The organism is Candidatus Thiodictyon syntrophicum (assembly GCF_002813775.1).
In the GTDB taxonomy this organism is placed as follows: Bacteria; Pseudomonadota; Gammaproteobacteria; order Chromatiales; family Chromatiaceae; genus Thiodictyon; species Thiodictyon syntrophicum.
In genome coordinates this window covers 363,475-382,231 of sequence record NZ_CP020371.1, presented here as the reverse complement: position 1 = coordinate 382,231, position 18,757 = coordinate 363,475, and the positions used below count along the sequence as shown (strand labels likewise).

14 protein-coding genes are annotated in these 18,757 nt (G+C 67.0%); 7 read left to right on the top strand and 7 right to left on the bottom strand.

Features of this window, described 5'->3' with window-relative positions:
- Positions 1–30: 30 nt before the first annotated feature.
- The 4 genes from fabI to speB all read right to left on the bottom strand — a co-directional run bounded on the left by fabI (position 31) and on the right by speB (position 5,086).
- Positions 31–810 carry an enoyl-ACP reductase FabI gene (fabI, locus tag THSYN_RS31015; RefSeq protein WP_100922924.1) on the bottom strand — a complete coding sequence of 260 codons (780 nt, stop codon included), beginning with the start codon at positions 808–810 and terminating at the stop codon, positions 31–33.
- Positions 811–842: 32 nt separating this feature from the next.
- Positions 843–2,042 carry an acetate/propionate family kinase gene (locus tag THSYN_RS31010; protein ID WP_100922923.1) on the bottom strand — a complete coding sequence of 400 codons (1,200 nt, stop codon included), beginning with the start codon at positions 2,040–2,042 and terminating at the stop codon, positions 843–845.
- A gap of 10 nt (positions 2,043–2,052) precedes the next feature.
- Positions 2,053–3,483, bottom strand: a complete 1,431-nt coding sequence (locus tag THSYN_RS31005; protein WP_100922922.1) for a bifunctional enoyl-CoA hydratase/phosphate acetyltransferase — start codon at positions 3,481–3,483, stop codon at positions 2,053–2,055.
- A 718-nt stretch (positions 3,484–4,201) separates the two neighbouring features.
- Entirely contained in the window at positions 4,202–5,086 is an 885-nt protein-coding gene (gene speB, locus THSYN_RS31000) for an agmatinase (RefSeq protein ID WP_100922971.1), read from the bottom strand.
- A gap of 73 nt (positions 5,087–5,159) precedes the next feature.
- On the opposite strand from speB, the gene THSYN_RS30995 reads away from it, so the two are divergent.
- The 5 genes from THSYN_RS30995 to THSYN_RS30970 all read left to right on the top strand — a co-directional run bounded on the left by THSYN_RS30995 (position 5,160) and on the right by THSYN_RS30970 (position 10,785).
- Entirely contained in the window at positions 5,160–5,711 is a 552-nt protein-coding gene (locus THSYN_RS30995) for a pyruvoyl-dependent arginine decarboxylase (RefSeq protein ID WP_100922921.1), read from the top strand.
- Positions 5,712–5,870: 159 nt separating this feature from the next.
- Positions 5,871–6,338, top strand: a complete 468-nt coding sequence (locus THSYN_RS30990) for a hypothetical protein (protein ID WP_100922920.1) — start codon at positions 5,871–5,873, stop codon at positions 6,336–6,338.
- Positions 6,339–6,600: 262 nt separating this feature from the next.
- Positions 6,601–8,460 (top strand): pyruvate kinase, encoded by a 1,860-nt coding sequence (locus THSYN_RS30985; RefSeq protein ID WP_100922919.1) that lies wholly within the window; start codon positions 6,601–6,603, stop codon positions 8,458–8,460.
- 467 nt (positions 8,461–8,927) lie between these two features.
- Positions 8,928–9,959, top strand: coding sequence for a phosphate ABC transporter substrate-binding protein PstS (pstS, locus tag THSYN_RS30975; RefSeq protein ID WP_100922917.1), 1,032 nt, complete (start codon positions 8,928–8,930; stop codon positions 9,957–9,959).
- Between the two features lie 562 nt (positions 9,960–10,521).
- Entirely contained in the window at positions 10,522–10,785 is a 264-nt protein-coding gene (locus tag THSYN_RS30970) for a hypothetical protein (RefSeq protein ID WP_157818069.1), read from the top strand.
- A 76-nt stretch (positions 10,786–10,861) separates the two neighbouring features.
- Here THSYN_RS30970 and THSYN_RS30965 read toward each other — a convergent pair whose 3' ends face one another.
- Both THSYN_RS30965 and THSYN_RS30960 read right to left on the bottom strand, forming a co-directional pair.
- The gene (locus THSYN_RS30965; protein WP_100922915.1) at positions 10,862–11,833 is read right to left on the bottom strand and encodes a CorA family divalent cation transporter; all 972 of its coding nucleotides are present in this window, start codon (positions 11,831–11,833) and stop codon (positions 10,862–10,864) included.
- Positions 11,834–11,950: 117 nt separating this feature from the next.
- The gene (locus THSYN_RS30960) at positions 11,951–12,886 is read right to left on the bottom strand and encodes an HNH endonuclease (protein ID WP_100922914.1); all 936 of its coding nucleotides are present in this window, start codon (positions 12,884–12,886) and stop codon (positions 11,951–11,953) included.
- 923 nt (positions 12,887–13,809) lie between these two features.
- Here THSYN_RS30960 and THSYN_RS30955 point away from each other — a divergent pair.
- Complete coding sequence (locus THSYN_RS30955; RefSeq protein ID WP_100922913.1) at positions 13,810–14,025, top strand: type II toxin-antitoxin system PrlF family antitoxin; 216 nt, start codon at positions 13,810–13,812, stop codon at positions 14,023–14,025.
- Between the two features lie 69 nt (positions 14,026–14,094).
- On the opposite strand, the gene THSYN_RS30950 is transcribed toward THSYN_RS30955, so the two are convergent.
- Complete coding sequence (locus THSYN_RS30950) at positions 14,095–15,771, bottom strand: DUF6399 domain-containing protein (RefSeq protein ID WP_100918590.1); 1,677 nt, start codon at positions 15,769–15,771, stop codon at positions 14,095–14,097.
- 776 nt (positions 15,772–16,547) lie between these two features.
- On the opposite strand from THSYN_RS30950, the gene THSYN_RS30945 reads away from it, so the two are divergent.
- On the top strand, positions 16,548–18,530 hold the full coding sequence (locus THSYN_RS30945; protein WP_100922912.1) for a VTT domain-containing protein: 1,983 nt from the start codon (positions 16,548–16,550) through the stop codon (positions 18,528–18,530).
- Positions 18,531–18,757 lie beyond the last annotated feature (227 nt).

Genomic DNA, 18,757 nt, shown 5'->3' with positions numbered 1-18,757 from the left:
TCTTCGGGGTATTGGCAAGGACGACAGATCCTAACCAGTGATGTGGTAACCGCCGTCCACATAGATGATTTGGCCGGTCAGCATGGTGCCGGTGCGGGTCGCCAGCATGGCCACGACCGCCCCCACGTCGTCGATCTCGGCCAGCCGCCCGAGCGGCGCGCGCTCCTCGGCGGCGTCCCTCAATTCATCGAAGTCCTTGAGCCCGGTGGCGGCGCGGGTCAGCATGGGACCGGGGGAGATGGCATAGGCACGGATACCTTGGGGCCCCAACTCGGCCGCGGTGTAGCGCACCGCCGATTCCAGCGCGGCCTTGACCGGGCCCATCAGGTTGTAGGTGGACAGCACCTTGTCCGCCCCGTAGAAGGTCATGGCAAAGAGTGAACCGCCTTGGGGCATCAGCGGCTCGGCGAGATGGGCCACCCGCAGGAAGGAGTGGACCGAGATGTTCACCGCCAGGCCGAACCCTTCGGCGGAGGAGTCCACCAGCCGACCCTGCAGGTCCGCCCGCGGGGCGAAGGCGATCGAATGCAGCACGAAGTCGAGCCGACCCCAGCGCTCGCCGATGGCGGCGAAGACGGCCTCCAACTCCCCCGGCACCATCACATCGCAGGGCAGAAAGAGCTCGGCACCGACCGCCCGGGCGGCGGGCTCCACGAAGGGACGGGCCTTCTCGTTGAGATAGGTGATCGCCAGGTCCGCACCCAGGGTACGAAAGGCGCGCGCGCAGCCGTAGGCGATCGAGTCCATGTTGGCGACCCCGATCACCAGGCCCCTCTTGCCCTCGAGGTTGAAATAGTCCGAATCGATCATGGTGGCTCCCCGTTTGGCTGAAAGGTTGGATGTCAGCGTCCGCGCACGACGCGCAGGGTGTGTCGCGCGATCATGGCCTCCTCGTCGGTGGGGATGACCCACACCGAGGGGGTGGCGCCGACCGGGCTGATCCGCGGGCCGCGTCGTTGATTGGCGGCGTCGTCGAGCCGGATGCCGAGCCAGGCGGCGTCGCGACAGACGCGGGCGCGGATCTCGGCATCGTTCTCACCCACCCCGGCGGTGAAGACCAGGGCGTCGAGCCCGCCGCCGGCGGCGCACAGGGCGCCCAGGGTCTGGCCGATCCGATAACAGAAGTAGTCGATGGCCTCCGCGGCGGCCGGGTCTTCGCTGGCGTGCAGGTCGCGCAGGTCGTTGCTGACCCCGGACAGGCCCAGCAGCCCGGAGCGCTTGTAGAGCAGGTCCTCCAGTTCCGCGACCCCCAGGCCATCCTCGCGCATCAGGTACAGGATCACCCCGGCGTCCAGGACCCCGCAGCGGGTGCCCATCGGCAGGCCGTCCAGGGCCGAGAAGCTCATGGTGGTATCCACACTGCGCCCGCCGACCATGGCCGTCATGCTCGCCCCGCTGCCCAGGTGGGCCACCACCACGCGGCCCTGCGCCACCTCCGGGGCCAATTCATGCAGGCGCCCGGCGATGTATTCATAGGAGAGTCCGTGGAAGCCGTAGCGCTTGACCCCGCGCGCAAGCAGCGCCCGCGGCAGGCCGAGCTGCTCGGTGACCTTGGCCCGCCCGCGGTGAAAGCCGGTGTCGAAGCAGGCGACCTGGGGCAGGTCGGGATGGTCCGCCGCCACCGCCCGGATGGCCGCCAGGTTGTTGGGCTGGTGCAGAGGCACCAGCGGGATCAGGCCGGTCAGGACCTCCAGCACCTGGGCGTCCACCAGGACCGGCTCGGCGTAGGTCTCGCCCCCGTGGCCGACCCGGTGACCCACGGCCAGGATCGACCCGCCCCCGGCCGCATCCGCCAGCCAGCCCCAGATCCGCTTGAAGGCGCGGGCGTGGCCCTGACCCCCGCCGGCCCCGGCCGGCCCGGGCTCCCAGTAGCTTTCGGCCAGCAGCCGGCCTTGCGTGTCCTTGGCGACGAAGTGCGGGGCGGTGCCGATGCCCTCCACCTGGCCCTTGACGCGCACCGTCGGCGCGTCATCGACAATCTCATAGAGCGCGAACTTGATGCTCGAGGACCCGGCATTCAGCGTGAGGATCAGCTCGTTCATGGCGGCCTCCTCAAGCGCCCTTGACCAGGTCCCTGGGCAGGTCCTTCAGGATGAGCCCCTGGCGCACCGCATGGGCATGGAGCACGGCGACGGCGGCGCTGGCGCGGCGCGTGCGCACACTGTCGGCGCGCGAGGTCAGCACGATCGGCACCCGTGCCCCCAGCACCACTCCGGCGGCCTCCGCGTTGGCGAGGAAGATGAGTTGCTTGGCGAGGATGTTGCCGGACTCCAAATCCGGCACGATCAGCACGTCGGCCACCCCGGCGACCTCGGACTCGATCTTCTTGATCCGCGCCGCCTCCGGGTTGATCGCGTTGTCCATGGCGAGCGGCCCGTCCAGCACCCCCCCTTGGATCTGGCCGCGCTCGGCCATCTTGCACAGGGCGGCGGCGTCCAGCGTGGATTGGATCTTGGGCCGGATGGTCTCGACCGCGGAGAGGATCGCGACCTTGGGCCGCGCCACCCCCAGGGTATGGGCCAGGTCGATGGCGTTCTGGCAGATATCGGCCTTGGCCTCCAGGTCCGGGGCGATGTTGACCGCCGCGTCCGAGACCAGCAGCAGCTTGGGATAGGTCGGCACGTCCATGACGAAGACGTGGCTGATGCGCCGGGCGGTGCGGATGCCCTTGACCTTGTCCAGCACGGCGGCGAGCACCTCGTCGGTGTGCAGGCTGCCCTTCATCAGGATCTCGGCGCGGCCCTCGCGGATCAGGGCCACGGCGCGCTCGGCGGCGGCATGACTGTGCTCCACATCGATGATCTCGGTGGCGCCCAGGTCGATCCCGAATTCGTCGGCGACCGCCCGGATGCGCCCCAGCGGCCCCACCAGGATGGGCCGGATGAAGCCGTCCTGTGCCGCCTCGATCGCGCCGGCGAGCGAGACCTGGTCGACCGGGTGGACCACGGCCGTCGGGACCGGCTCCAGGGCCGTGACCGCCTCGAACAGGAGGCCGAAGCTGTCGTGGTGACGCACCGAGACCTCCGGGGCCTCCAGGCGGCGCAGACGGATGCGCTCGGCCGGTGCCACCACCTGCGCCGCCCCGTCCATGACCGGCTCGTGGCGCTGGTTACGGACCTCGCAGTCGAACAGGACGACGCGGCCCGCGCGGCGCTCGCGCACCCGGATGCGGGCGATGAGGGTGTCGCCCAGGTCCACCGGCCGGTGGAAGTTCGACTCCTGGCTGAGATAGACGGTACCGGGCCCGGGCAGCACATTCCCCAACAGACTGGAGACCAGGCTGGTGGCCCACAAACTGTGACCGACCACCCCCTTGGCCCCGCTGCCCAGGGCATAGGCCTCGTCCGTGTGGGTCGGGTTCAGGTCCCCCGACACCTGGCTGAACAGGGCCACGTCGTCCCGGGTCAGGGTGCGCTCAAGCTCCGCGGTCTGTCCGATCTGGATCTCGTCGAAGGTCCGGTTCTCGATGAATTCGGCGGTCATGGATTCCACGCTGGGTCCTCGCTGGGGCCGGCTCACGGGCAGGGTAAACCGGCGGACTAGGGCAGTGTTGCATTGCAGCAGATGCTAGGCCGCTAACGTGTCGATTGTGTGTCGATTGCATGAAGGGTAACGGTCGGCGTCGGGACCTTGGCCGCGACGCCGGGCGCCCAGCCCGCAAGGGCTCACGGGCGCGTCACGTAACCGCATCGGGGTCGACATTGATGACTTCCCGATTCGGCTGGCCCTCGGGGCGCAGAGCGCCCAAGACCGGCGTGACGCCGCTGGAGAGATTGGGCAAGTATTCCCGTAGGATGGGTAGAGCGCAGCGAAACCCATCGTGTGCGCGCGCCTAAGGCGTTGATTGCTGGGTTTCGCTGCGCTCTACCCAGCCTACGACCCGCGCGCGGATCGGGCCGACGGCGAATACTTGCCCAATCTCTGGAGCGGTGTCACGAGGGAAGGCTCGGCCCACTGGGAGCGCCGCACCCCAGTGCGGCGCGGCCTACCCACAGCACGCAGCGTCGCGGTCGCCCGCGAGGCCGCGCCGCACTGGGATGCGGCGCTCCCAGCGTTCGGCTAAGGCTGCGCGCATGCGCTCGCCGGTGCCGGGTGGCCGGGATCATGACCAAGGCCGCCGGGGCGACGCGACCGGAGGCCGACGCTTTAGCGGGCAGCGGCGCCGCATCCGGCTGAAGCCTCGACCTCCGTTTGGATAGGTCTAAGAGAACGGCTGCAGACAGAGGTACTGCCAAATCACCGCTGACCCGGCCAACGCGGTGATCTCGGCCTGGTCGTAGGCGGGGGCGACCTCGACTAAGTCCATGCCGCGGAAGTCGATCCCCGCCAACCGTTTGAGGATCGCCATGACCTGCCAGGTGAACAGCCCCCCGACCTCGGGGGTGCCGGTGCCGGGCGCCTGGCCGGGATCGATGGCATCGATGTCGAAGGAGAGATAGGCCGGGCCGGACTTAAGGACCGCGTGTACCTGCTCGGCGACGACCCGCGGTCCGCTCTCGTGGACCTCCTCGGCCGTGACGATGCGCACGCCCTGGGCCAGGGTCCAGTCGTAAACGGCGCGCTCGCAGGGCGAACGGATGCCGATCTGGATCATCCGCCGCGGATCGACCAATCCCTCGACGATCGCCCGGTAGAACACCGAGCCGTGGCCGAGCGGCTGACCGAAGCTGTCGGGCCAGGTATCGACATGCGCGTCGAAGTGGACCATTCCGACCGGCCCGCACCGCCGCGCCAGCGCCCGCAGCAGCCCCAAGGTGATACTGTGGTCGCCGCCGATGGTGACCAGGTGGGCGTAGGCCGCCGCCTGTTCGGCGATCAGTGATAGGGAGCCGGGGAGGTCGCCTAAGGCAATGGCGAAGTCGCCGACATCCGCGAGCCCCAGCGTGCGCGGGTCCCGCCAATTCGCCGGGTTGTCGCCGTCGACCAGCATACGGCTGGCACGACGCACCGCCGGCGGCCCCTCGCGGGCCCCGGCGCGGTTCGTGGTGCCGAGGTCCAAGGGCACGCCCGCCACGCAGATGCGCGCCGCCGCGGGGTCCAGGGTGCTGCCGAGAAAGGTGGGCGGGATGGCAAAGGTGGGTGTCATGATTCGGTAAACGCCGGTCGCTAAGATCACCCGGAACATAGCACAGGTCCCTTATTGCCAAGAGGAATCGAGAGTGTTTCCGACACCCGCGCGCGTGTTCTTGACCAGGGGCATCGGCGTGCACCGCCACGCCCTGACCGCCTTCGAGCTGGCGCTGCGCGATGCCGACATCGAGCAGCAGAACCTGGTCTATGTCTCTTCGATCGTCCCGCCCCATTGCCTGTCGATCCCACGCGAGGTCGGGGTGGAGACCCTCAAGCCCGGCGACATCACCTTCTGTGTGATGGCCCGGATCGAGACCAACGAGCCCGGCCGCCGCATCCATGCCAGCGTCGGACTCGCCCGACCCGCGGACCCCGATGGCTATGGATACATCTCCGAACACCACGGATTCGGCCAAACGGCGGCACAGAGCGGGGACCATGCCGAAGACCTCGCCGCCAGTATGCTCGCCAGCACGCTCGGGCTCGAACTGGACCCGGAGGTCGCCTGGAACGAGCGCCGCAGCATCTACGAGCACAGCAACCTGGTGATCGAGAGTCTGTCGATCACCGCGGCCACCGAAGGCGACGCCCATGGGCGGTGGACCTGCGCGGTCAGTGCGGCGGTGTTCCTTTTTTCCTGAGCCTGAAACCGCACCAACCGGGGCCTGATGGTCGCACCGACCCCTCGACCTGGCCCGGTCCGCAGCCAAGCTGTCGCCTGACACCCTCGCAAGACTCCTATACTGATTTTGCCCCGTGGGCGAAACGTTTAACCAGTGGATGCATGCAGGAGAAGACCCATGCCCTCGAACCGGATTGATGCGACCTTGACCGACGAACAGCGCGACCAGGCGAAGGCCGCCCTGGCGGCCCTGGCCGAGGCCCTACCGTTCCTGATCGACCTGAACCCTGACGAGCGCGCCGACAGCCCCAAGTTCGGCGAAAAGAAGCGCTCCTTCGTCAGCCAGGCGCTGACGGTCGCCGAGGAACAGCCGGAGATCTTCCCGGCCAGCTTCAGCCTCGCCGAGTTCCGCGCCGACGTGCAACTCGTCGAGGCCCTCTATCCGCTGCGTCACAGCATCGAGGCATTGTTTGGGAAGATCGACGATACCTACCTCGCCGCCGGCAGCGAGGCCTATGCCGCCGCGTTGTTGGCCTATCAGTACGCCAAGCTGCACAATGTCACCACCAGTGCCCTGGAAGACAGCCTTGATGACCTCGGTCGCCGCTTCGCCCGCAAGACCAGGAAGCGTGCCCCTGCGGCCTGACAGGAGCGGCCGGCTCTGGGCAGGGGCCGCGCCGGTCGAGAGCCCCTGCACCGCCACGGTGGATGCCTGGATGCCGGCATTGCCGGCGCTCGACATGACGATCGGGATGAATGAACAAGGCGCAGGCGGCACCCCCCGCCGCTGACCTGCCGCGGGACGCGATGGTGCCGGGGGTCGTCGAACCGCAATGAAAAGGTCGTATCTTAATGACCCAACCGTGCGCCGCGCCGCCCCGTCCACCATTCTAAGAGCGCCAGCGATTATGCCTCCCACCCCCGCCCAAGTGGCCGCACTCGCCGCCCAGCTCGTCGCCCTGCGCGACGGCGCCCTGGCCCTGGAACAACGCTTTGGCGACGAGCTCGCCGCCATCGCGCCGCAGCAGCGCGCCAGTGCCCGCAACCTGCTGCATTATCTCAGCGTGCGGCGGCACGACATCCGCGCCCTGCAACAGGACCTCAGCGCACTCGGTCTGTCCTCGCTCGGGGTGCTGGAGCCGCATGCCCTGGCGAGCCTCAACGCCGTAATCGGCGTCCTTGCGCAGCTTCAGGACGCGGCGCCCGGCGGCGGGCACCCGCCCCTGCCGCCGCCCCCGGTGGACTTCAGGTCCGGCCCGCAGCGGCTGCGCGAGCACGCGCTGGCCCTGTTGGGACCCGAACCCCAGGGCCGCCTCGTGCGCATCATGGTTACCATGCCCAGCGAGGCGGCGACCGATGCCCAACTCGTCCAAGACCTGCTGGATGCCGGCATGGACGTGATGCGCATCAACTGCGCCCACGATGGCCCCGCGGAGTGGGCGGCGATGGTCGAGAACCTGCGCCGCGCCGAACAGTCACGCGGGCGCAGCTGCCGGGTCGCCATGGATCTCGCCGGCCCCAAGCTGCGCACCGGGGCCTTGCGGGCCAGCGGGCGGGTGCAGCGGCTCGCCCCGCAGCGCGATTGCTTCGGTCGGCTGACGCGCCCGGGCCGGGTCTGGCTGACCCCCGCCGAGGCGGCCGAGCCGCGGCCCCCGGGCCTGCGCCTGCGCCTGGAGATCAGCGGCGGGCTGCTCGGCCAGCTCGCCATGGGCGACCAGCTCGAATTCACCGACGCCCGCGGCCAGGAACACCGCCTGCTGGTGCGCGAGGCGCGGGGTGCCTCCTGGGTGGCCGAGATCGAGCAGACCGCCTATGTGGAGGAAGCCACCAGGGTCACCGCCCGGCGCGACGGCGAAACCGTCGGCAGCGGCGCTTTCATCAATGTGCCGGAAGTCATCGAACCGATCGCGCTGGCCGTCGGCGAGCTGCTGATTCTGACCCGCTGCGATGCGCCCGGCCAGGGTGCCGAACGCGCCGCGGACGGCACGGTCGTCACCCCCGCGCAGGTCCATTGCACCCTCGCGACCGCCTTCGAGTTCGCCCGTCCCGGACACACCGTCTGGTTCGACGATGGCAAGATCGGCGGGGTGGTCGCCGCCAACGATGGCGAGCGGATCACCGTCAGCATCACCCAGACCGGACCCAAAGGGGCCAGGCTGCGCGCCGAGAAGGGCATCAACTTCCCTGACACGCCGCTCGCAATGTCCGCCCTGACCGACAAGGACCTGGCCGACCTCCCCGCGATCGTCCGGCTGGCCGACATGGTCCAACTGTCCTTTGTGCGCGAACCCCAGGACCTCGCCCAGTTGCACGCCGAACTCGACCGCTTGGGCGCGCAGCGGATGGGGGTGGTGCTCAAGATCGAGAACCGGCGGGCCTTCGAGAACCTGCCGCGCCTGCTGCTGGCGAGCCTGCACCGGCCCCCGGTCGGGGTGATGATCGCGCGCGGCGATCTGGCGGTGGAAGTGGGTTTCGAGCGGCTGTCGGAGGTCCAGCAGGAGATCCTGTGGCTGTGCGAGGCCGCCCACGTACCGGTGATCTGGGCGACCCAGATCCTGGAGGGCATGGCCAAGACCGGCGCCCCCTCGCGCGCCGAGGTATCGGACGCCGGCATGAGCATCATGGCCGAGTGCGCCATGCTCAACAAAGGACCCAGGATCGTCGAGACCGTCCGTTTTCTCGCCGGCATCATCGACCGCATGGATGAGCACTACCGCAAACAGCGCGCCACCCTGCGGCGCCTGGCCGTGGCCGACCTGGAGGACTGAGCCCGGTCGCGCCGCCGGTCCCCGACTGCCCCGGCGTGCGCTCAGCTCAACCCAGTGCAACGCTTGGGTTCATGGTCCTGTCACAGCGCGGTGCGATGATCGTCATGCGGCGCCGCGAGTGCCACGTGCGGGCCTCGATCATAATCCCGGCCATTGGGAGCGCCGCACCCCAGTGCGGCGCGATCTCGCTAGCGACCGCGGCCTTGCGTGCTGCGGACAGGGCGGGCCGCACTGGGGTGCGGCGCTCCCAGTCGGTCGGCCTGAAGGCCGACCGACACACCGCGGTGGCCGGAGCGATGATCGAGGCCCACGTGCGGCCTCGATCAGCAATTCGGCAGTTCGGCCGTAGCCGCCGCTGGTGGACTGCGCTGCGCTTGTCCACCCTACGACACCGCGGGGCCGGGACCCTGATCCAGGCCCCCCGGGCGATGCCGGCCCACCCCGTAACCTCAGTCAGGAGCACTCGCATGCCTATGCACCGTATCGGCGCCGCCGCGCTCGCCGTGGCCCTTACCTTACTGCTCAGCCTGCCGGCGCAGGCCCAGCAGGTCCGGATCAACGGCGGCGGGGCGAGCTTCCCGTTCCCGCTCTACTCGGCTTGGTTTCGTCACTTCAACCGGGACAACCGGGGGATACGGATCAACTACCAGTCGGTCGGCAGCGGCACCGGGGTGCGCAACGTCATCAACCGCACCTTCGATTTCGGCGCCAGCGACGCGGCCATGACCGACGAGGAGATGGCCCAGGTGCGCGGCGGGGTGCTGGTGCTGCCGATGACGGCCGGTGAGATCGTGCTCGCCTACAACCTGCCGGGTATCGACAACCTGCGCCTGCCGCGTGCCGTCTACCCGCTGATCTTCTCCGGTGAGATCACCAACTGGACCGATCCGCGGATCGTCGCCGCCAATCCGGGCCTGACCATCCCCGACCGGCGGATCCGGGTCGTGCGCCGGTCCGATTCCTCGGGTACCACCTTCGTCTTCACCCAACACCTGAGCGCCATCAACGAGTCCTTCCGCAATCGGGTCGGTACCGGCACCTCGGTGTCCTGGCCGAACCAGCCGAATATCATCGGCGCACCGCGCAACGATGGCGTCACCGCCACCGTCAACCAGACGGTTGGTTCGATCGGTTACATCGAATATTTCTTCGCCACCTCGACCAACGCCCAGGTGGCGATGTTGGAGAATGCCGCCGGTCAGTTCGTCGCCCCCAGCGACGAGTCCGGACAGGCGGCCCTGGCCGGCGCGGACCTCACGGGCAAGGACCTGCGCATCTGGGTGACTGACCCCGCTGACCCGGCGGCCTACCCGATCGTCACCTTTACCTGGATGCTCTTCTTCCGCGCGCACGGCAACGAGCGGATCGGTGCGGCCCTGCGCGACTTCGTCACCTGGGCGCTCGCGGATGGTCAGGCGATGGCCTCCGATCTTGGCTATATCCCGATGCCCAAGCCCGTCATCGAGCGCGTTCAAGCGGAGATCCCCAACATACGCTAGGACCACCAGACGCAATTGCTCGAGCCATTGGCGTAGGGTGCGCCGTGCGCACCTTGAGAGGCCCCGGTTGATCGCCGGGGCCAGGGTCTCGGTCGGCGCCATGGTGCGCACGGCGCACCCTACGGTCGCGGCGCGGTCACTGAGCGGGGCGAGCGGGCCTTGATCATCGTTCCGGCCGCCGCGGGCCGGATTCCAAGGCTTCAGCCTTGGATTTACAGGACCAAGGCTGAAGCCTTGGACTCCAGAGGGTGGCCGCTGGCCGGAACGATGATCAAGGTCGTGACGTCCACGAACCATGGTTGAGGAATAAATAGCCATGAAGTCCCGGGGAGAGGACATCGGAGTGCGCTTTCATTCCAGCGTTGCGGGCGGCGCGACCGGTATGCGCATAAGTAATGTTGCGGCTTCATGACTGAGTATTGTCGAACCTTGATATCTCCTTGCGCCGCTGCTAGAGTTCAACCGCATCGTATTCGCCGCGTCGCCGCGGGCAGCGATGCTCAACGAGTCGATACTGCCGACAAGCAGTATCGCAACGCCTTTGCTGATCGGGAGACAAGATATGAAACTTCCAGTGTTCTGCATGTTATTTCTTTTCGGTGCGGTGGCGATGGCCGCAGAGGACGAGGCGGCCCTGAAGGCGCAAATGCATAAGGATTGCGCCCCGCTGTTTGCGCCGGGCGGCGCCTGTGCCGACCTGGCCAAGGGGACCAGAAAGTGCACGCGGATGAATCTGGCCAAGGGCGGGGCCGCCTGTGCTGACTTCGAGAAGGCACACAAGGACTTCTTCGACGCCGGCATGAAAGACGAAATGATCAAGAAGTAAACCGCCACCGCGCGGCGGCGGCGAGGTCGGGCAAGGCCCCAGCGTTGCCCGACCTTGAGGATCGACGCTTGGACCGCTAAAGCATGCGGCGCCGGTAAATCAAGACGACGGCGATGATGACGGCGGCCAGCATGCACCCCATGACCCAGGCGAACCCGTTGGGATCATCAAGCCACGGCAGGCCGCCGACATTCATGCCGAAGATGCTGGACAGCAGGGTGATGGGCAGAAACACCGTCGCCGCAACGGAAACGAAATAGAGATTGCGGTTCGTTCGTTCGGTGAGGCGTCGATCGATCTCCTCGTTCAGCAGCCGCGCCCGCTCCTGCACGAGTTCGAGGTCCTGGGTGACCGACGACAGCGTCCGCCCCAACCTCATCAACTCCTTGGACGCCGGCCCGTCCCACCATGGCGGAAGATGCCCGGGAAGGTCGCGCAAGGCATGGCCGTTGGCGGCCACCTGGCGTCGCAAGCGTGCCATCGCCAGGCGATGCTGCCCGAAATTCATCTCGCAATCGCGGCCGGCGAATACCCGATCCTCGGCATCATCGATAATCTCCCCATAGGCGGCGACCATCTTCTTAAACGTCGCGAGCACATGGCCCCACAGGCGGTTCAGCAAGGCGGCGGTGTTCGCGATCGGCACGCCGCGACGCAGGTCCGCGCGTAACAGACCCGCCGCTGAGATCGTATGGTGCCGGCCAGTCAACAGGTAGGACTGATCGGCGTAGAAGTGGAACATGCCGAATTCGTCCGGATCGTCGGCAAGGACGTCAGACAGGACTCCGGCGATGGTGCTACCGGTCACTTCAATGCGCGTATTGTGTTCGCCCGACAGCAGCAAGTCCCGGCTTTCCGGGCTGAGCCAGGCGCACGCCTTGACCCACTCGATGGCACGCCGATCGTTGAGGTTGAAATGCAGCCAGAGGCACTGCCCGGGTGGTTGCAGCGCATCGAGCGCGCTAAGATCGAGGGCGATGGCTGGTCCCTGCGGCTGAAGTTGAAAGCCGCAGATCAGTCCCCCGTCATCATACAGTTCGACGCCCATTTCGACGATTCAATCCCATCGCAAGCGTACTGACTCATCGTTCGGGGACGCAGAGTCTAGAGTGGGGGTCTGAGCGGCTAAGTACTTCAACAGATTTATTTATGAGCGTCAATTATACTAAACTACTGTTTTTTGACGCTTAGCGTTTTCGTGATTATCTGATTTCTTACAATCCATTATGTTGACGCACTTACACCTCGCCCTAAGTTCTTCGATTGATAATGGCGGGTTTCGCTGGTGAAGCATAGCGTGGCAATTTGGACAGACCGGCACCAAGTCTTGAATTGGATTCACCGCGTAAGTTTCGCCGATTGATGACAGCTGAACCAAATGGTGAACGTGAATGAAACCTGCTCCAATCTCGCCATATAGCTCGCCAAACTCGATATGGCAAACCTGACATTCTGATCCGAAGTGATCTATACATTGCTCTCGCGCCCTTCTGTTTCGCTCAAACTTATTAACATTGACCTTCGAGATTGCTCCCTCATAAAGCATCGACTCCAATTCGCCAATTTCTTCAGGGAAAAAGTTTTTCGCAGCTACTACATTTCCATTCTCAATTTGCAGCGAAACCGACCATAGATCATTTAATATAGCCGCGAGTCCGGAACCTATTTCCGATTCGCTGTTTAAGAACTCTACTTTTCTCAGAGGGTACTCCACCCCTTCGACTGCAACGCCATTAACGGCCAACTGCCGTAACCACGATTCTCTCGGATCTATCTCGCTACAGCGAATCTCTTCATTTCCAAGAGACACTAACCCCAACTCTTTATGTCGCCGGGGAAGACTAGGTTCTCCGCTATAATACCAAATCCGGGCCCTTAAGGTAATAGGGTTGATTGCTTTTTGAATTTCGATATCTACAAGCCTAACAATTGGACGCGGCTCTCTTATTTCCAGCCAATAACTACCGCCGTGTTTGTTCTTCTTGAAATACGCCTTGACAGCCGGATTCTCAGATATACATTCAGCATTATGAATGAACTCACCCGCGGCTGTGCGAGCCGCTTCAATCCAATAGTCAGCCAATTCATTCGATAAATTCATGGTCCCTCTTTTCAAAACTAACGTGTTCTAGCTCGAGACGGCCGCAGTTGGCCTCGACTGGCATGGGCTGCTTGTACTCTAGATCGGATTAGGATACTAAAGTACTAAATCCAGTCCCGCACCCAAGTATTCCAGCCACCCTGGTGATGGCTACCTCGCCCCGCCGCCAAGACTGTATCCCCTCTAAGTGGGACGGCCCCTGGACCAACTCGCCCACCTGAACCTGGTCGAGACGTGGCATTGTCGGTCGATGCACGAGGTCGAGGCATTCCCGCACGCACGGGGCGCGCAATCCCTGCGCCGGCTGTCCGCTGAGAGGCCAGCCCCGGATTTGGGGGCCGTCCGGACAATTCCGACTTGCGGGGAAGTAGATTAATCAAAGGGTCGATGCGTTGCAACTGCGATTCGTTGATCCAGGTCAGGTCAAGTCTATAGGAAATATAGTTTGTCGCCGGCACGAACCCGGCGGTAAGGTTCCGGAGGCGGCGCATCGGACGATCGCGCAACGACCGGCCGCCGGCGGTGCCGCGGGTCCTGCCGACGGCCTTTGCGGATCGCGATGCGTCGGCGCCGGGGCGCTACGATGCGAGGCCAAGCGGTTGCGGGGCCTTGATCAAGGACTCCGGCCACGTACCCTTGCGGCAACCCGTCGCGGCCTGGGGGCCGCTCCTACGCCGTAGGAGCGGCCCCCAGGCCGCGACGAATGTCACCTTCGAGGTGGCCGGCCGGGGCTTGCGCCTTGGCGCAATCTGTCCAAGGCTGAAGCCTTGGACTCCAGGTCGCCGGGTTGTCCGTTACACCGAACAACTGCGGCGTGACGGCTGGGGCATCGCGGGCCGCGCGGTCGGCACCCACCGTTGATCAGATAATGCACGCGCATTACGATATGTAGCCGCAAACGCTGTCTGTCATCGGAGCCTGTCATGCCCGCCACCCTTGAGGTCGTGCTGACGCGCGTCGGCACCGACGCGGCGGATGATCCGCTGATCGGTCAGTTCCTTGGTTTTCTCGCCCAGGACCTTGCCGACCATCCGGGGCGCCTGCGCGCGGTGGACGCCGATCTCCCGCGGCGTATCCAGTCGCTCGTCGGTGCAGTCGCGGTCGATCTCGATGCCCCCCTGACGGCGGACGATGAATGAGTGGCGAGACACCAGCGCCGTTGGTGGTGGGCGGTTGGACGGCCTTGATCATCGTTCCGGCCACCCCCGTTACGCCGCTACCGGCAGGAGCGCGGGCGGCTTGGGCGGGCGCGGTCGTCGGCGCGCTGGCGGCGGGGGCAACGGCATGCGCTGGAGCACCTGCGCGAACAGCGTTTCGTGGGCCCGGCCGAAGAAGCGCTCAGCGGCAGTGGTCCCGTCGGGGCGACGGAGGTGGAAGTTATGTACGGCGGTCAGTGCCTCGAGCTTGCGGTCGCTCAGGCGATGTCGGCCATGGTGATGTAGGGACAGTTGGCCGTTGCGCCCCTCCACGCTGGAACTGCTGCGCTGGAACAGGTCGGCGCAGTCACCGGCCACCTGTTCGAGGCGCGCGCGCTCGGCCTCTGGGAGGGCCTGGAGCGGATGATCGCGTTGGCGCAGCGGTTCGAGCAACTGCCGGCTCAGGGCGTGCAGACGGTGGCGCGGTTCAGCGAGCGTGCTGCGATTGGCGACGCGCTCGAGGTAGAGCGCCGGAATCAGCTGCGTGAGCAACGCCAGTTCCACGGCGGGCGGCAGATTCAGCGCCTCGACCTTGGCCTGCACGGTCGCAAAGAAAAAGGTAATGGTGGCAAGGAACTGAATCGTCAGGCGCTGCGCCTTGGCCAGGCGCTCACGGGCGCGCGTTGGCAGATCGGCCGCGTCGGCCAGCTGTTGCAGCCGCGTCCACACGTCGGCAAAGCGTTGCGCGATGCGCGCCACGGGCTGCGCCTGTCCCTGCTCCAACTCATAGGGGTGATAGAGGGTCCCCAACTCACGCACCAGTTCACGGGCCTCGGCCTGACGCGCTTGCGCCTGTACCTGATCGGCTTCGGCCTGCACCACGACCGCCAGGGCGGCTTCAATGCGGGGCGCGAACGCCGGTGGGCGCCCGCGCGGACGCGGGGATTGGGCGTCATAGGCCTGCGCGGTCGCCCGCTCAGCGTCCAGCGACGTCTGGGCGGCCGCGACGCTGGCGCCCGCCTGTTTCACGTGGCGGACCAAGTGTAGGCTGGTGCCCTTGGACACCTCCTGTTGCACATGAAACAGGTCCGGGGAATGATGGGCCGCACAATCCGTCTGGATATGGCGGCGCAACGCTGTGGCCTCGTCGCTGGTGCCCTGGATCACGGTCACGTTCAAGCCGTCCAGACCCGCGCGCAACGCCTGCGTCCAGGTGGCCGCCGTGCGATCGGCGGCGTACTGTTCGCGCAGCAGAAAGTTCGACACCGGCTCCAACATGACCAACAAAATCTGCGGATGAAAGGTCTCATCCTCGCACGCCGTGATCGCGCGGTGCGGCATGCCCACCGCCAACGCCGCCCGTTGCTCACGCGCCACGGCGACCACCATCTCCTCCAAGGCCGCATTGAGGGCCTGGTGGGTGCCATAGCTCGCGCCGACGAACGCCGACAACCCACTCAACTTCAAGAATTCACACACCATCCGCACCCCGGCACCGCCGTGCAGCGTGATGACGAAGTGCGCCGCCACCACCACTTGGTGCAGCCACTGCACGCCCTCAGGGGTCGCCACGAAGGCTGCCAACACCGCCGGGGCCGCGCCGACCGGGGTCGGCTTGCACCAGTCCTGCAAGGTGCTGCGCGCCACGCCCAGTTCGGCGGCGACGTGGCGTTGCGGCTGCCCCGTCGCCAAGCGGGCCACGGCCGCCCCGCGCTGTTCGGCTCGCTCCAGGCGCGAGCGGTGCTTCACGACCCACCGCCGGCCGACCGCCGGACCACGCCCGATGGCGTCGACCCGATGTCTGCGCTAAAGTCGATCCCGGCAGGACCTTCGAACATCGTGCTTCTCCCTCGGTTTGTTTGCACTTCCAAGGGTACACAATTTCGCGGGTCCTGCCGCTCTCCAGTGGGGGTTAACCAAGCCCTACGCTAGGTCTTGGCCGGATTTATGATCAAGGCCGGTTGGACGCTCTTGGCCCACCCACTATTTCTCGCCTGAAGCCTTGGACTCCGAGGCGCGGTCCGGTGCCTGGTGGCCGGGGGCCTGATCGAGGCCGACCGTCACACGGCGGCCATATCTCCCTGCTAGGCTCGGTCCATGGCCGTGCGGCATCCGTCCGGCCCCCAGGTCCGCGAATTCGTCGCCAAGGTCTATGCGCCTGTCATCATTACGGCCGCTCCACCAGTATTCCCGTCTGACGCCCAAGGGCCGGCCGATCGCGATGGCTACGGCGGGTAAGGCGCGCCTGGCGGACGCGCCGGCCAAGGTCCGCCCGGCGGGCGCAACGGCCTTGATCGTCGTTCCGGCCGCTGGAGGTCGAGGCTTTAGCCGGTCCGGCGTGCAGGCGTCACTGATTTCTCTTGGATATCTCGGGAGCCGCCACCGGCTGAAGCCGCGACCTCCGGTTGCGGACGCAACGCCACTGGCCGGAACGATGGTTAAGGGCGGCGCAACGGCCAGGCGCGCGGCCGTCGCCACCGCCCGGACCGATCCCGGTCAGGCGACGCGGCGGGGCTGTTAGGCCGATGGAAGACCTGTTCCAAGGCATCGACGCCTGGGTGGTCGGTCATCCAAACTGGACCTATGTCACCGTGTTCCTGATCGCCATGGGGGAATCCATGGCGGTGATCGGGGTGGTGGTGCCGGGGGTGGTGTCGCTGATCGGGGCCGGCGCCCTGGTCGCCACCGGGGCCATCTCATTCTGGCCGGCCTTCGTCGCCGCGTCCGCGGGCGCGATCGTCGGCGATGGCCTGAGTTACGCGGTGGGCCGACACTACCGTGCGCACCTGCGCGACCTCTGGCCCTTTTCCCGCTACCCGCGGCAACTCGACTGGGGCGTGGAATTCTTTCACCGGTACGGCGGTTGGAGTGTCGCCATCGGCCGCTTCGCCGGACCCGGCCGGGCCATAGTCCCGCTGGTCGCCGGGATGCTGCAGATGCCGCCGCGGCGCTTCTATGTCGCCAACGTCGCCTCGGCGATCGCCCAGACCCTCGCCTTCTTCCTGCCGGGCATGGTCCTAGGGGCCTCGCTGAAGCTGGCCGCGGAGGCGGCGTGGCGGCTGGTCATCCTCGCGGTGCTCCTGCTCGGCGCCCTGGTGCTCGCCTTCTGGCTCGCCCGCCGGGTCTATCGCCTGCTCGCCCCGCACGCCAGCGCCTGGCTCCAGGCGCTGCTGCGCTGGTCGGACCTGCACCCGACCATGGGCCGGCTCGCCCACGCCCTGGCGGACCCCGGGCACCCGGACGCCCGCGCCCTGACCGGTTTCGCCTTCGTGCTGATCCTGGGCGCCCCGCTGGTCGGGACCATCACCGGCCTGACCCTGTTCGCCGCGCCGGAACTGGCGCTCGATCGTGCGGCCCTGGACCTGGGCCAGAGCCTGCGCGACCCGCTGGGCGACCGCTTGATGGTGCGCCTCGCCGCCCTGGGGGCGCCCGCCGTGGTCCTGCCGCTGGTGGTGCTGGTGTTCGTCTGGCTGCGTCGGCAGGGCCAGGTGCGCCATGGCCATTACTGGCTGGCCGCCGCCGCCTTTCCCCTGGTCGCCACCCCGCTGCTCGGCGCCGTGCTGGCGGTGCCGCGCCCCGATCTCGGCCTGCAACTGGCGCTGCCATGGTCCTTCCCCAGCGGGCCCGTGCTGCTCGCGACCTGTGTCTACGGGTTCCTCGCCGTTTCCATCGCCCGCAGCCTGCCCGAGCGGTACCGGTGGGCGCCCTATGCCCTGGCGACGACGACGATCGCGGCGGTCGCCGTGGCGCGGGTCTATTTCGGGGCCGAATGGTTGACCGCCGTGGTCGACAGCAGCGCGCTGGGGTTGGTGTGGGTCGCCGCGCTGGGGCTCGCGCTGCATCGTCATGTCCACTTGCGGCGGCGCTCCGGGATGCTCGCCGCGGTCGCCGCGCTCGGGTTGGTCGGCGGACTCGCGCTGCACAGTTGGATCGCCGGTGACCGGCAACTGGCCCGGCTGACCCCGGCCGAGCGCACCTCGATCGTCGCACGCAACACCTGGCACGACACCGGCGGGGCCCGCCTGCCGCACCACCGCGAGGACCTGAGCCGACGCAACCGCCACCCCCTGAGCATTCAATACGCCGGCGACCCCGCGGCCCTCACCGCCGCCCTCGCCGCCGCCGGTTGGGCGCCGGCGCTGGTGCTCGACTGGGGGAACGCCATGCGGCTCCTGTCGCCCTCCCTGCCGCTGGACGAATTGCCGGTGATCCCTCAGGTCCACGACGGCCGGCACGAGGCCCTGATCCTGACCAGGGCCGCCGGGCCTGACCGGCGCGAGGTGCTGCGTCTCTGGCCCGCGCGGTTCCGGCTGGACGACGGCACGCCGCTGTGGGTCGGCAATGTCAGCCGCCAGCGTAAAGACGTGGTGCTCGAGCTGGTCGTAGTCCCGGCCACGATCCCACACGACTTCGCGTTGCCGACGGACTTCATCGGGGGGACGGGGGGACTCGTGATCCACAGCGCGCCGGGCGCCGGGGTCGTGCTGATTGAACCTGGTGGCGCCTGACGCAATAGCCCGGACCGATTGGCGCAGGGTCCGCTGTGCGGACCAGCGATCTCCCGTGCAGAAAGGTGGCCGCAGTATTGATCAAGCGCGCGCCGTGCGCACCTTGAGAGGCTGCGGTGGCTCGCTGCGGCCAGGGTTTCGGTTGGCGCCATGGTCCGTACAGCGGACCCTACGGCCCTAGAGCGCCATTTTCGTTGTCGTTGTCGTTGTCGAGATTATCGTAGCGT

Bases quoted from the DNA above. Each gene is read 5' to 3' on its own strand.
- THSYN_RS31005 (WP_100922922.1), bottom strand. From the start codon at position 3,483: ATGACCGCCGAATTCATCGAGAACCGGACCTTCGACGAGATCCAGATC.
- THSYN_RS31010 (WP_100922923.1), bottom strand. From the start codon at position 2,042: ATGAACGAGCTGATCCTCACGCTGAATGCCGGGTCCTCGAGCATCAAG.
- THSYN_RS30945 (WP_100922912.1), top strand. From the start codon at position 16,548: ATGGAAGACCTGTTCCAAGGCATCGACGCCTGGGTGGTCGGTCATCCA.
- THSYN_RS30985 (WP_100922919.1), top strand. From the start codon at position 6,601: ATGCCTCCCACCCCCGCCCAAGTGGCCGCACTCGCCGCCCAGCTCGTC.
- THSYN_RS30955 (WP_100922913.1), top strand. From the start codon at position 13,810: ATGCCCGCCACCCTTGAGGTCGTGCTGACGCGCGTCGGCACCGACGCG.
- THSYN_RS30990 (WP_100922920.1), top strand. From the start codon at position 5,871: ATGCCCTCGAACCGGATTGATGCGACCTTGACCGACGAACAGCGCGAC.
- fabI (WP_100922924.1), bottom strand. From the start codon at position 810: ATGATCGATTCGGACTATTTCAACCTCGAGGGCAAGAGGGGCCTGGTG.
- speB (WP_100922971.1), bottom strand. From the start codon at position 5,086: ATGACACCCACCTTTGCCATCCCGCCCACCTTTCTCGGCAGCACCCTG.
- THSYN_RS30970 (WP_157818069.1), top strand. From the start codon at position 10,522: ATGAAACTTCCAGTGTTCTGCATGTTATTTCTTTTCGGTGCGGTGGCG.
- THSYN_RS30965 (WP_100922915.1), bottom strand. From the start codon at position 11,833: ATGGGCGTCGAACTGTATGATGACGGGGGACTGATCTGCGGCTTTCAA.
- pstS (WP_100922917.1), top strand. From the start codon at position 8,928: ATGCCTATGCACCGTATCGGCGCCGCCGCGCTCGCCGTGGCCCTTACC.
- THSYN_RS30960 (WP_100922914.1), bottom strand. From the start codon at position 12,886: ATGAATTTATCGAATGAATTGGCTGACTATTGGATTGAAGCGGCTCGC.